11 protein-coding genes are annotated in these 13,333 nt (G+C 67.5%); 4 read left to right on the top strand and 7 right to left on the bottom strand.

Annotation, left to right across the window (positions count from 1 at the left end):
- Positions 1-104: 104 nt before the first annotated feature.
- Positions 105-1,040, top strand: coding sequence for a LysR substrate-binding domain-containing protein (locus LIN44_RS19495; RefSeq protein WP_227315902.1), 936 nt, complete (start codon positions 105-107; stop codon positions 1,038-1,040).
- Positions 1,041-1,098: 58 nt separating this feature from the next.
- Here LIN44_RS19495 and LIN44_RS19500 read toward each other — a convergent pair whose 3' ends face one another.
- The 3 genes from LIN44_RS19500 to LIN44_RS19510 all read right to left on the bottom strand — a co-directional run bounded on the left by LIN44_RS19500 (position 1,099) and on the right by LIN44_RS19510 (position 6,035).
- On the bottom strand, positions 1,099-4,221 hold the full coding sequence (locus LIN44_RS19500) for an efflux RND transporter permease subunit (protein WP_227315903.1): 3,123 nt from the start codon (positions 4,219-4,221) through the stop codon (positions 1,099-1,101).
- A complete protein-coding gene (locus tag LIN44_RS19505) occupies positions 4,218-5,333 on the bottom strand; it encodes an efflux RND transporter periplasmic adaptor subunit (protein ID WP_227315904.1) in 1,116 nt (371 codons plus the stop codon). Before LIN44_RS19505 ends, LIN44_RS19500 begins: the two co-directional genes overlap by 4 nt.
- An 87-nt stretch (positions 5,334-5,420) precedes the next feature.
- Complete coding sequence (locus LIN44_RS19510) at positions 5,421-6,035, bottom strand: TetR/AcrR family transcriptional regulator (RefSeq protein WP_227315905.1); 615 nt, start codon at positions 6,033-6,035, stop codon at positions 5,421-5,423.
- An 88-nt stretch (positions 6,036-6,123) separates the two neighbouring features.
- Here LIN44_RS19510 and LIN44_RS19515 point away from each other — a divergent pair, with 88 nt between their 5' ends.
- The gene (locus tag LIN44_RS19515) at positions 6,124-7,584 is read left to right on the top strand and encodes an efflux transporter outer membrane subunit (protein ID WP_227315906.1); all 1,461 of its coding nucleotides are present in this window, start codon (positions 6,124-6,126) and stop codon (positions 7,582-7,584) included.
- Positions 7,585-7,596: 12 nt separating this feature from the next.
- Here the strand turns inward: LIN44_RS19515 and LIN44_RS19520 are convergent, their stop codons facing one another.
- The 3 genes from LIN44_RS19520 to LIN44_RS27575 all read right to left on the bottom strand — a co-directional run bounded on the left by LIN44_RS19520 (position 7,597) and on the right by LIN44_RS27575 (position 9,841).
- Positions 7,597-8,583 (bottom strand): tripartite tricarboxylate transporter substrate binding protein, encoded by a 987-nt coding sequence (locus LIN44_RS19520; protein WP_227315907.1) that lies wholly within the window; start codon positions 8,581-8,583, stop codon positions 7,597-7,599.
- Positions 8,584-8,687: 104 nt separating this feature from the next.
- The gene (locus LIN44_RS19525; RefSeq protein ID WP_227315908.1) at positions 8,688-9,599 is read right to left on the bottom strand and encodes a LysR family transcriptional regulator; all 912 of its coding nucleotides are present in this window, start codon (positions 9,597-9,599) and stop codon (positions 8,688-8,690) included.
- Positions 9,600-9,718: 119 nt separating this feature from the next.
- Positions 9,719-9,841, bottom strand: a complete 123-nt coding sequence (locus LIN44_RS27575) for a hypothetical protein (RefSeq protein WP_255638595.1) — start codon at positions 9,839-9,841, stop codon at positions 9,719-9,721.
- Between LIN44_RS27575 and LIN44_RS19530 the strand changes: the two genes are divergently transcribed.
- Entirely contained in the window at positions 9,783-11,759 is a 1,977-nt protein-coding gene (locus tag LIN44_RS19530) for an aconitase family protein (RefSeq protein WP_370641733.1), read from the top strand. The genes LIN44_RS27575 and LIN44_RS19530 overlap by 59 nt on opposite strands.
- A 128-nt stretch (positions 11,760-11,887) precedes the next feature.
- Here the strand turns inward: LIN44_RS19530 and LIN44_RS19535 are convergent, their stop codons facing one another.
- Positions 11,888-12,298: a hypothetical protein gene (locus tag LIN44_RS19535; RefSeq protein ID WP_227315910.1), complete on the bottom strand. Its 411-nt coding sequence runs from the start codon at positions 12,296-12,298 to the stop codon at positions 11,888-11,890.
- On the opposite strand from LIN44_RS19535, the gene LIN44_RS19540 reads away from it, so the two are divergent.
- The gene (locus LIN44_RS19540) at positions 12,297-13,325 is read left to right on the top strand and encodes a GlxA family transcriptional regulator (RefSeq protein ID WP_227315911.1); all 1,029 of its coding nucleotides are present in this window, start codon (positions 12,297-12,299) and stop codon (positions 13,323-13,325) included. The genes LIN44_RS19535 and LIN44_RS19540 overlap by 2 nt on opposite strands.
- Positions 13,326-13,333: the final 8 nt, after the last annotated feature.

The following is a 13,333-nucleotide window of genomic DNA, read 5'->3' on the forward strand; positions in this document are numbered from 1 at the left end:
CTTCTTTTTTTGCTGTCCGGAGCAGTGTAGGAATGGCCGCGGTCATCGTAAAATCATGAATTCCCACACCTGATATCTGCAAAACGGATACCTAGGAGACCACCATGTTCAAGGCCCGCGAAGGCTCCGAAAGACTGGCCAAGGAAGTCACGCTGCGGCAATTCCGCTATTTCGTCGCGGCGGCGGAAACCGGGCAGTTCTCGATGGCGGCGACCGCCGAGCATGTGTCGCAGTCCGCCGTGACCAATGCCGTGCTGGCGCTGGAGCAGCGCCTGGGCGTGCGCCTGTTCGAGCGCCGCCCGCATGGCGTGACGCTGACGGCCGAAGGCCACCTGTTCTTCCAGCATGCGCGCCAGATCCTGGATTCGGTCGAAGATGCGCTGCGCGAGCCACGTTTCCAGGTGCATGGGCTGCAGGGCAGCGTGCGGCTGGCGGCTTCCTACACCGTGCTGGGTTACTTCCTGCCGGGATTGCTGGCGCGCTTCCGCACCAACTATCCGGATATCGAGCTGGACCTGCTCGACATGGACCGCCCGGATATCGAGCGCGCCGTGCTGGCGGGCGAGGTCGAACTGGGCATCGCGCTGCTATCCAACCTGGAGAAGCCCCAGCGCTTCCAGCGCCATACGCTGATGCGGTCGCGGCGGCAGTTGTGGACCTCGGCCAGCCACCCGCTGCTGGCAGTGGAGCGGCCGTCGCTGCGCGACATTGCGGCGTATCCGTACCTGCTCATCACCGTGGACGAGGCCGAGGAATCGACGCTGCGCTACTGGCGCAGCCACCGGCTGGCCCCCAATATCGCCTTCCGCACCGGCTCGATGGAAGCGCTGCGCGGGCTGGTGGCGCATGGCTTCGGCGTAACCGTGCTGTCCGACATGGTGTATCGCCCCTGGTCGCTGGAAGGCAAGCAGATCGAAGCCCGGCCGATTGCCAATGCGGTGCCGGACATGGAGGTCGGCATGCTGTGGCAGCCCGGCCGCAAGCTGGGCAAGCCGGCCGATGCGCTGCGGGAATTCCTGATCCACGCTTGCGGCAGCTGAAGCGGGCAGCCGTGTTGCTGGCCGCCTTGAAGGCTGGCCGGGATGCGAAAAAAGATCCTTATTCGGGTACCAGTTCTGCGGCCGGCTGCGCTTGCCCATGCCGGTCCCGCTGGGCATCGACCGCATGGCCGGGCCGGATCCTGAACCAGATGGCGTACATCGCCGGCAGGAACACCAGGGTCAGGATGGTCCCGGCAAGGGTTCCGCCGATCAGCGTGTAAGCGAGCGCGCCCCAGAACACCGAATGGGTCAGCGGAATGAAGGCCAGGATCGCCGCCAGCGCGGTAAGGACCACCGGCCGCGCACGCTGGACAGTGGACTCTACAACAGCCGTGAACGGGTCCAGCCCTTGGTCCTTGTTGTGCTGGATCTGGCCGATCAGGATCAGCGTGTTGCGCATCAGGATGCCCGACAGCGCGATCAGGCCGACCAGCGCATTGATGCCAAACGGCTGGCCGAACAGAATCAGCGTCGGCACCACCCCGATCAGGCCCAGCGGGCTGGTCAGGAACACCATGACCATTGCCGGGATGGACCGCACCTGGAAGATCAGGATCAGCAGCGTCACCGCCAGCATGATCGGAAACAGCGGCAGCATGGCTTTCGTCGCCTTGTCCGATTCTTCGATGGCGCCGGCTTGCTCGATGCGGTATCCGCCGGGCAGTTTCTCGATGATGGGCTGGAGCTGCTTGCTGATTGCCGCCGACACGTCGGGCGGTTGCAGGCCATCGGCAATATCACCGCGCACCGTGATGGTCGGCATGCGGTCGCGCCGGCGGATGATCGGCTCTTCCATGCGCACCTCGATCTTGCCGACCTGCGACAGCGGAATGCGTTGCCCGTTGGCACCGGCCAGCGTGAAGTCGCCAATCCTGGCCGGATCCAGCCGGAGGTCGCCGGCCGAGCGCGCGGTCACCTGCACGGTGCGGATGTCCTCGCGCACGGCCGTCACCGGAACGCCGTTGAGCAGGAACTGCAGTTGTTGCGCGACGGCGCTGGAGCTCAGCCCCACCGCCTGCAGGCGGTCCTGCTGCAAGGTGAAGTGCAGCGTCGGTACGCGCATCCCCCAATCGGTGTTGACGGTACGCATCATCGGGCTCTTGTCCATGACTTGCTGGACATCGGCCGCGATGCGGCGCAACGTCTGCGCATCCGGACCGGTCACGCGGTAGGCCACCGGGAACGGCGAATACGGACCGAACACGAGCTGCGTGACCCGTACGCGCGCCTCGGGGGCAAGACCGTCGGCAATGGCCTGGCGCAGGCGCTGCTTCAACGCGTCACGCGCTTGCTGGCTATCGGTGCGGATCACGATCTTGGCGAACGACGGATCGGGCAGTTCCGGCCCCATCGCCAGATAGAAGCGCGGCGCACCCTGGCCGATGTAAGCCGTCACGATCCCGGCTTCCTTCTGCCTGGCCAGCCACGCTTCGAGCTTCGCCGTGGCGGCGCTGGTCTGGTTGATCGAGGTGCCGTAGGGCATCTGCACTTCGACCAGCACCTCGGGTCGATCCGAGATCGGAAAGAACTGTTTCTTGACCACCGCCATGCCCAGGATGGCCACGACGAAAAGCCCGACCACCGAAGCCGCGACCAGCCATTTGCGCCCGATCACTCGCCCGAGCAGCGCACGGAAGCGGTTGTAGCGCGGGGTATCGTAGATCGCATCGTGACCGCCTTCGGCCTTCCTGAAGTCGGGCAGGAGCTTGACGCCCAGGTAGGGGGTGAACACCACCGCAACCACCCAGGACGCGATCAACGCAATGCCGACGATCCAGAACATATTGCTGGTGTATTCCCCTGCGGTGGATCGGGCAAAGCCGTTGGGCATGAAGCCGACGGCGGTCACCAGCGTGCCCGACAGCATCGGCGCCGCGGTGTGGCTCCACGCATAGGCCGAAGCGGCTACGCGGCTGTAGCCCTCTTCCATCTTCACCACCATCATTTCGATGGCGATGATGGCGTCGTCCACCAGCAGGCCCAACGCCAGAATCAAAGAACCGAGGGTGATGCGGTCGAAGTTCTTGCCGGTCGCGGCCATCGCCACGAACACCACCGCCAGCGTCAATGGCACCGCCGCGGCCACCACCAGGCCCGCGCGCCAGCCCATGCTGACGAAGCTGACCAGCATCACCACCAGCAGCGCAGCGAAGAACTTGAGCATGAACTCATCGACCGCAGCGCTGATGTTGACCGCCTGGTCGGTCACCTTGGTCAGGCTCATGCCGAGCGGCATTTCAGCGTTGATGGCACCAACCTCCTGGTCCAGCGCCTTGCCAAGGTCCAGCCCGTTCCAGCCTTCGCGCATCACAATGCCCAGCAGCAAGGCAGGCTGCCCGCCGTTGCGCACCATGAAGGTGGCCGGATCTTCATAGCCGCGCCTGACCGTGGCAATGTCCGACAGCTTCAACGTGCGGCCCTGCGATACCACCGGGGTATCGCGAATCTTCTGCAGCTGGTCGAACGCGCCGTCCACACGGATGAAGACCTGCGGCCCTTTGGTCTCTACCGAGCCCGCGGCCGTCAGGGCATTCTGGCTGTTGAGCGCAGCAAACACGTCTTGCGGACTCACTCCCAACGTCGCCAGCCGGTCATGTGAAAACTCGACGTAGATGCGCTCCGACTGCTCGCCGATGATGTTGACCTTCTTCACACCCGGCACATGCAGCAAGCGCTGGCGCAGGGTCTCCGCGTCACGTACCAGCACGCGTTGCGGCTCGCCCTGCGCCTTGAGCGCAAACAGGGCAAAGGTCACGTCGGCGTATTCATCGTTGACCATCGGCCCGATCACGCCGGGCGGAAGGTTGACCACCTCGTCGCTGACTTTCTTGCGCGCCTGGTAGAACTCCTGCTGGACTTCGGACGGCGGCGTGCTGTCGAGCAGGGACAAGGTGGTAAAGGCCAGTCCCGGCCGGGTGAACGTTTCCGTGCGGTCGTACCAGCGCAGTTCCTGCAGGCGCTTCTCGATCTTCTCGGCCACCTGGTCCTGCATTTCCTGCGCGGTCGCGCCGGGCCACGCGGTGACGATGGTCATCACCTTGACGGTGAACGCCGGATCTTCCGCACGACCGAGCTTGAAGAAGGCAACGAGCCCGGCCAGCGAGATCAGGCAGATCAGGAACAGCGTGATGGCGCGCTCGCGCACCGCGAGCGCCGACAGATTGAAGCGACCCGGGCTCACAGGCGCACCCCCGCGATGGCAGCATCGGCGCCCTCACGCGCCACGCGGACTTGCTGTCCTTCCCGCAGCAGCTGTGCGCCAAGCGCGACGATGCGGTCGCCTTGCCTGACCTGGCCCGCAACCCGGGCGCCTTCGTCGCCGAGGTGCACGATGGTGACCGACCGCCACGACACCCTGGCCGGATCTCCGTGGATGACCCACACGCCGGGGCCCTTGCCGGCATCGAACACGGCGCCCAGGGGCACCTGCAGATCGCCTTGTGCCGTGGCCAACCGCTCGGGAATCTGGATCGTCACGGTGGCGCCGAGCGGCGCATTGGCCAGCGCCCCCTCCAGCACATAGCGCGCTTCATACGTGCGGGTCAGCCGATCGGCGGCATCTGACAATTGCCGCAGCCTGGCGGGCACGCCCGCGCCGTCCCCACCGAAAAGCGTCGCCTGTGCGGCCGACCCGATTGCGGGCCGCAACGTTTCCGGCAACTGGACCACTGCTTCGCGGCGGCCAGCGTGAGCCAGGCGCACAACCGCCTGCCCGGCGTTGACGACCTGGCCGGGCTCTGCCAGCGTTTCCATCACTACGCCATCGCCATCTGCAACGAGCTCCGCGTAGCGGCTGGCGTTACGCGCGACGTCAGCCTGCGCTTGCGCCGCGCTCAACTGGGCCCTGGCCGCGTCCGCCGCAGCCTTGGCCTGGTCATAGGCCGAGGCGGAAATCGCGCCCGTGCCGCGCAGATCGCGGTAGCGCGCTTCGTCTTCCGCCGTCTGTTGCGCGCGCGCCCGTGCCGCGCTTACCGCTTCTTGCTGGGCATGCGCAGCCAGCTTCAGATCGGCAGGGTCGATGCGCATCAGCGGCTGTCCGCGCCTGACGCTTTGCCCCGAATCCACAAGCCGTTCCAGCACCTTGCCGGACACGCGGAAGCCGAGGTCGCTCTGCACCCGGGCCGCGACCACGCCGGTGAACGAACGCGAGGCGGAAGGGGCCGGCTGGACCAGCGCGGCGCGCACCAACGGCGCCTCGGTGCGCGGATCGGCGGGGGCCTTTGCGCCGCAGGCGCTCAATGCGAGCGGTAGCGCACAAATAACGGCAGGGAAAACAAAGCGGCGCGAAAGCATGACAGCCCCATCGACAGGATGATCTGGGCTTTCATTCTGGTTCTTGTGACCAATTTAGTCAATGGTCACATTAAAGAAATTGACGCTTCACGGGGACAGACTGCGCAGCACCAGACTTGATAGCAGCGCCGGAGCGCTTTCCGTGTAGTCAAGGTTGTGCTGCAGAAGCAGCGGATTGAGGTACGGCCGCATGACGAGGTAGATCGCCATCGTGGCTTCGTCCAGCGGCGTCTTGCGCTCGAAGTCCCCGGCCTCCCGGCCTTCCTGCAGCACCTCGCGCAGCAGCTGCTGGATGCGTTGTTCGTAGGCAAGCACCGCTGGCCAGCGTTCAGTCGCTGCCGAGGTCGCAATCTCGTACAGCTTGCGGTCCTGGGAGAACAGCCTGAGGTGTGCCTCCATCGCGGCCTTGAACATGCGCCGCAGCTTTTCCGGCGGCGACTGGGCCTCGGCCAGGGCAGCGCTGACGTCGGCCTCGATCCCGCGCAGGCAGTTGGTGCAGATCATCTCGCCAATGGCCTGCTTGGACTCGAAGAACTTGTAGATATAGGCCTTGGAGAAACCGATGGCCCGGGCCAGGTCGGTCACGGCGGTCTTCTCGTAGCCGTAGCGGCTGAAGTGCTCGGTGGCGGCGGCAACGATCTGGTCGCGCACGTCGTGGTCCGCGGGGCCGCGGGCGGGAACGGGATTAGGCGTGGTCTTCATGGGCTCCAGCTTACGCGAGTCGCGATAGGCGAACAACTTGTGACCATTTTGTACTATAGTCACTAAAACTTTCGATGGAAGAGCCTCCATGTTGCCAAAACACTCCTTCGCGGCGCTCGCCGTTGCCTGCCTGGCAACCGGATGCGCCGTCGGACCGGACTATGTCAAGCCCGATGTGCCGGTTCCGGAACAATTCCACGGCCGGGCGGCCGTGGAGCGGCGCCCCGCCGACGCTGCAGCCGACTTGTCCGCATGGTGGGCCGGCTTTGGTGATCCGCAACTCGCGCGGTTCGTGCAACGGGCGCTCGAACAGAACCTGGATCTTGCACAAGCCTTCGCCCGGGTCACGCAAGCGCGTGCCGGGCTGGGCATGGCCAATGCCGCATTGCTGCCCTCCGGCAATGTCACGGGCCAGGCCGCCCGCGCATACCAGTCCGTCGAGACGCCGTTGGGCCGCGTCTTGAATTCAAGCCCAGGCTTTGACCGCTACGGCAACGCGTTCGAGGCCAACGTCAACGTGGGCTGGGAGCTGGATGTATTCGGCGGCCTGCGCCGCGGCCGCGAGGCAGCACTGGCCGACTACCAGGCTTCCGAGGCCGGGGCGGTCGCCACGCGGCTGGCCGTGGCAGCACAGGCTGCCGATATCTACATCACCATCCGCGGGCTGCAGGCACGCCTGAAGGTGGCCCGCCATCAGGTGCAGACGCAACGGGAATTGCTCTCCACCATCAACCTGCTGTACGGCAAGGGACTGGCGGCCGAGCTTCAAGTCCGGCAGGCCGAGGGCGCGCTCGCCCAGGTGCGCGCGTCCATCCCCCCGCTCGAGGCCGGCCTCGATGCGGCGATGAACGCGCTGGACGTGATGCTGGGCGCGCTGCCAGGGACCCACCGGGCGGAACTTGAACAAGCCGCAGACATCCCGGCCGCGCCGCAAATTGCCATCGGTGGAGCGCCGGGCGAATTGCTGAGGCGCCGCCCCGACCTGATCGTCGCCGAGCGCCGCCTTGCGGGTGCCAACGCGCGCATCGGCGTCGCCATTGCCGAGTACTACCCGAAGTTTTCGCTCAGCGGGCTGATCGGCAGCGCCACATCCCTGGGAGCCGGCAGTCTGCTCAGCGGCGGCGCCAGTCAGTTTGCGGGCGTGCTGGGTCTGCGCTGGCGCCTGTTCGACTTCGGCCGTATCAACGCGCAAATCGACCAGGCCAAGGGTCAAGAGGCCGAGATGCTTGCCGCGTACCGGCTCGCCGTGCTGCGCGCCACCGAAGATGTGGAAAACGCCTTCTCTGCCCTGGTCAAGCGCGAGGAGCAGACGGCCATGCTCACGCAGGGTGTGGACTCGCTCGGCCGCGCACGCAATGCTTCGTTTGCTGCGTATCAGAAAGGCGTCGTCAGCCTGATTGAAGTCCTGCAAGCCGATGAAAACCTGTTGCGCGCATCGGACGCGCGCGCCCAGGCGCAAACCGAATCCGCCCGCGCTGCGGTCGCGGCCTTCAAGGCGCTGGGCGGCGGCTGGCAGCCCGACGAATCGAGGGCCGTTGCAAGCAGATAGCCATCCCGCGACTCAGTTCAGCGTCGCCCCCGCCTGCTTGACGATGCGCGCATGCTTGTCCAGCTCGCTTTTGAAGAAAGGCACCGCCGCCTCAGCGCCGGTGGCGGTCACCACCAATCCTTGCGCCGCCAGTTGCGCCTGCACCTCGCGCTCCCGCAGCGTGGCCTGGATCTTCGCCTGCAGGTCCTGCACTTCCGGCTTCGGCATGCCCGCGGGACCGACGATGGCCAGCCAGGCGTCGAAGCTGTAGCGCGGCACGCCGGATTCCGCCAGTGTTGGCACCTCGGGCAGCGCCGGCACCCGCTGCGCGGTGGAAACCGCGATCGCCCGCAGCTTGCCCGCCTTGATCAGCGGCAGCACCGCCTGCACCGTCAGGAAGCCCATCTGCACCTGGCCGCCGACCAGGTCGGTGGTGTAATTGCCGGCGCCCTTGTACGGCACGTGGCGGATGTCGACCTTCGCCTCGCTGGCGAAGAGCTGGCCCGCCAGGTGCAGCACCGTGCCATTGCCCGACGAGCCGTAGTTCAGCTCGCCCGGTTTCGACTTCAGCAGCGCGAGCAGCTCCCTGGTGTTGTGCGCGCTTACCGCGGGATTCACCACCAGCACCAGCGGCAGCGTGCCGATCACGGTGATTGGCGTGATGTCCTGCAACGTGTCATATGGCAGGCTTTTGTAGATGAACGGGTTGATGACGTGGTTCGACGAGATCAGTCCCAGCGTCGACCCGTCTTTCGGCGCCCTGACGATCTGCTGGGTGCCCGGCACGCCGCCGGCGCCGGCGATATTCTCGACCACCACCGACTGCCCCAGCTGCCTGCCCAGCGGCTGGCTCAGCGCGCGGGCCACGGCGTCGGCCTGCGAGCCCGGCTGGGTCGGCACGATCAGCCTGAGCGGCCTGGCGTCCTGCGCATGGACCGGAACGGCCTGGCCGCCCAGTGCCGCCAATGTGCTCAGGGCCGCCAGCGCCTTGCACGCCTGTCGAAACAGCGAGGTCTGCATGTCTTGTCTCCGTGGGTCGAATCGCACCGTGGACGGTGGCTTTGGCACGGAGTGTAGGGTTGCGGCGCCGCGTGGCCGAGTGCTAATCCGCTGGACCGGGTATCTCAGCCCGGCATAGCTTCGGCTCCGCCCGTCGGCTGCAGCGCCGCGATCATGGCGGCGATCGCCCGCAGCCGTGGCTGCTTGTACGGGGCATAGATGCGCAACTGGCGCTGGCGCCACGGTTCATCCAGCGGCACGCGGACAAAGCGCCGCGTTCCCGCATAGGCAGCGCCGGCACTGGCCGGCAGCACCGCGATGCCCAGCCCCGCCTCCACCATGCGGCACGCGGCCTCGAAACTGGAAACGGCCACGCCCTGGTTGAACGGCAGGCGCAGGTTGGCCGCCTGCTCGCGCAGGTCCTGGTCCAGCGCGCCGCCCGGCTGCACAACCACCAGCGGATGCGCCAGCACCTCGGCATAGCGGATGCGCTTGCGCCGGGCCAGCGCGTGCGACGACGACACCACCACATTGAGCGGATCGCTGGCAAAGGCCCACGATTCCAGTCCGCCCGGCGTCTTGGCCGCGACCCCGATGCCGACGTCGGCCCGGTCATCGAGGCAGGCACGCAGGGTTTCGGCGGTGGAGCGCTCGTACAGCGCAATCTCGACCAGCGGATGCGCCGCCTTGAACGCATGCAGGCGCTCGGGCAGGAAGCCGATGATGGCCGAGGGGCTGGCCGACACCCGCACCACGCCGGCGACCCGGTCGCCAAGGTCCTGCACCTCGCGCGCAAAGCTGGCGATATCCTCGTTCAGCTTGCGCCCCAGTTCCAGCGCGCGCGCGCCGGCATCGGTCAGCACCACGCCGGCGGGCGAGCGCACGAACAGCACCACCCCCAGGCTGCGCTCCAGTTCGGCGATGCGCCGGCTCAGCGCCGACTGAGCAATATGCTCGGTTTCTGCCGCGCGCTTGATCGAGCCTTCGCGGGCCGCAGCGAGGAACAGCTGGATGTTGACGGGATCGATGCGGTGCATGGGTCAGTCGCCCGGGTGGGCAGGCCGGAATGTCGCCCGATACTAACCTTGCCGCGGGCACCGCGCATGGCCTCAGTGTTTACCCTGATATCTCTGGCGCAGATAGCCGCGATGCCGCATCAGCGCTTCATGCGCGCGCGCCAGGGCCGGTAGAGTTGCGCCGACATGCCATCGGAGACCTGCATGAGCGCCATCGCGGCCACCGCCCGCATTTTGCTCCTTGCCGATTCGGCGTCGGTCATGACGGCACAGCTGCAAGGGCAGCCCATCACGCTGGCCCGGGCCGGCGCGCTGCGCGACGACGTTTCCACCGACGAGATCACGCCGGTGCCGATCCTGACGCACTATGACGACGAGCTCGGCCGTTTTCCCTATACCGGCTACAAGGTCGAGGGCACGTGCCCGGTCACGGCCAACGCGATCCGCGCCGGCGGTTTTGCCGTGACCGTCGCCGGCAACCGCTACGGCAAGGGCTCGTCGCGCGAGCATAGTCCGGCGGCGGAGAAGCTGGCCGGCATCCGCCTCGTCATCGCCCGCAGTTTCGAGCGCATCTACCGCCAGAATGCCGACAACATCGGCCTGTTCACCTCGACCGACTTCAGCCTGGTCACCCGGCTGGAGCGAGGCGAGCCCGTCGAAACGGACATGCTGCTGGCCGGGCGCGACGCGCTGGCCGCATCGATCCTGCGGCACGGCGGGCTGCTCAGGTTCGGGCAGGCGTACCTGCGCGACGTGGCACCCACGACCGCGGCCCGTCCCACTGGCCCGCAGACGCTGTTCGAGAAGATCGTCGAGCGGCATTTGCTGGCCACGCCGGTGACGCCGGCGCGCCCGGTAGCGGGCGACGGTGTTTTCGTGCGGGCCGACTGGCGCTTTATCCACGAGTACTACACCGGCATGTGCGCCCACATGCTGCATGCGGCGTTCGGCCAGCCGCTGCAGCTGAAGGACGCGGAGCGCATCGTGGTGTTCGAAGACCACACCTCCTATGTCGGCGAAAGCCCGGCGCACGTGCGCGGCGGGCTGGTCGACAACGTGGTGCGCATGCGCGCGGCGCAACGGGACTTTGTCCGCGACTACCAGCTGCGCTGCCATCGCACGCTGACCGAGGACGAGTCGCGCAGCGCCCCGGCCAGCCATGCGGCCGGCATCTCGCATGCGATGATGGCCGAGCGCTATGCGCTGCCCGGGCAGGTTGTGGTGGGCACCGATTCGCACACCCCGCACAGCGGCGCGCTCGGATGCGTTGCCTTCGGCGTCGGCACCACCGACATGGCCAATGCCTTCGTGACCGGCGCCGTGCGCATGACGCTGCCGCAATGCCTGCTGGTGCGCCTGGACGGCGTGCTGGCGCCGGGCGTCACGGCCAAGGACGTCGTGCTGCATCTGCTGGCCCAGCCAGACATCAAGGCCGGCGCGGGCGTTGGCAAGGTGTTCGAGTTCTCCGGCCCGGTGGTCAGCGCGATGTCGATCGACGAGCGCGCCACGCTGACCAATATGTGCGCCGAACTGGGGGGCTTCACCGGCATCGTCGCCCCCGACGCGGAAACGGTGCGCTTCCTCAGGGAACGGCGCGGCGTCGATTTCGAGATCGAGCCATGGATGCGCAGCGATGACGGCGCCGCCTTTGCCGCCACCCTCCACGTCGATTGCGGCGCGCTCAGCCCGATGGTGGCCCGCCCCGGCGATCCGGGCAACGGCATGCCGCTGGCGGCGCTGACGCAGCGGGTGCCCGTGGCCATTGCCTACGGTGGCTCGTGCACGGCCGGCAAGCGCGAGGACTTCGACGGATATCACCGGGTGCTGCACTGGGCCGTGCAGCGCGGCTTGCGCATTGCGCCGCATGTCACGCTCTACCTGCAGTTCGGCACCACCGACGTGCGCGACTATTGCGTCCGCCAGGGCTACATGGAAACGTTCGAGGCCGTCGGCGCGCGCATCCTCCAGCCGTCGTGCGGCGCCTGCGCCAATTGCGGGCCGGGGTCGTCGGAGCGGCCGGAACAGGTGACGGTCAGCTCGATCAACCGCAATTTCCCCGGCCGCTCCGGTCCGGGGCAGGTCTGGCTGGCCAGCCCGCCAACCGTGGCCGCCAGCGCGATCCGCGGCGAACTGGCGTCGTTCGAGGACTTGCAGCGGCGCTACAGCGAAGGCGCGGCGTAGGCACGGTGCGTGCTGTTGCATGGAGGCACGGCTGCCGGCGTCAGCCGCCGGGGCCCGCCTTCGAACGGTCGATGCCGAAGTCCGTCAGGCAGTGCAGGTTCTGCGCCCGGATCGCATCCGTCATGAACTCAACGAACACGCGGATGCGCGACGGCAGGTGCTGCCGGCTCCCATTCCAGCACGCGCGCGCCGCCGACACGGGTATTGATGCATTCATGCCGGGCCAGATCGTCCCCGGAGTTTCCGTGTCCGGCCCGGCGCGCCTGGCGGGCGATGCCGCCTTTCGGCGCCACGCCAGAGTTCAGGTCGACGACGCTGCGTGGCGCACACCCATGCCCGATCTTAGTGACACGCCACGGGCCAGGTAAATGCCAGATGCCCCTCGATTTCTGCCAGCCGCCCCGCGCGGCCCGCAACAATGCAGACATGACGGCCGCTTCGTGGCGCAGGCGTCGCACGGCCCGCGACAGCGGCCTGCGCGCCTTGCCGCCGGTCGCGCGCCTGGCATAACATCGACCGACTTTCACGATCCTTGCCATGCCCCCTTCCGCCTCCGCGCCCGCCGCACACGACCCTGCCCGCCTGCTTGCCGACCGCCCGCGCGGCCTGCTGTTCGTCGCCTTCCCCGGGATGAGCGTGCTGGACCTCACCGGGCCGCAAACGGTGTTCTGGGCGGCCTCGCGCTACGCGCGCGAACGCGGGCTGGCGGGCTACCAGATCCATCTGGCCAGCGAGCATGGCGGCCTGGCCGCCTCGGCCGAAGGCACGGCCGTGGATACCGCCCCGCTTTCGGCCATCGATCTGCGCTGCATCGATACCATCGTCCTGCCGGGCGCGCCGGAGATGATCAGCCTGGTGGACAGCGCCACGTCCCTGCTCGCGTGGTTGCGGCAGGCCGCCACACAGGTTCGCCGCGTCGCCTCGGTCTGCAGCGGCGCTTTCCTGCTGGCGCAGGCTGGCCTGCTCGACGGCAGGCGCGCGGCCACCCACTGGGCCATGCATGCGGCCTTCCGCGCGCGTTTTCCCGCGGTCACGCTGGACCCGGATGCCATCTTCGTGCGCCAGGACCGCATCTGGACCTCGGCGGGCGTCACCACCGGCATCGACATGGCGCTTGCGCTGGTCGAGGAAGACTACGGCCACGAGATCTCGCTGAGCGCGGCGCGGGAACTGGCGGTCTTCATCAAGCGCCCCGGCGCCCAGCCCCAGCTCAGCGAAATCCTGCTGACCCAGAGCCGGCAAGTGCCGTTGTTCGAGGCGCTGCATCTCTGGATCGTCGAGAACCTGTCGCGGGAAACCCTGTCGGTGGAGCAGCTCGCCGAGCAGGCCGGCATGAGCCTGCGCAACTTTGCGCGGGTCTACAAGCAGCAGACCGGCCGGACCCCGGCCAAGGGCGTGGAGCATTTCCGGCTGGAGGCCGCGCGGCGGCTGCTGCAGGACCCGCACCGGCCGGTCGACCAGATCGCGCGGCAGTGCGGCTTCGGCAGCGAAGAACGGATGCGGCTGACATTCCAGCGCCACCTGGGCGTCTCGCCCAGCGCGTACCGCGCCGGGATCGCCAGCTGAAAGCCGCT

Origin of the sequence: Cupriavidus sp. MP-37, assembly GCF_020618415.1 — a bacterium.
In the GTDB taxonomy this organism is placed as follows: Bacteria; Pseudomonadota; Gammaproteobacteria; order Burkholderiales; family Burkholderiaceae; genus Cupriavidus.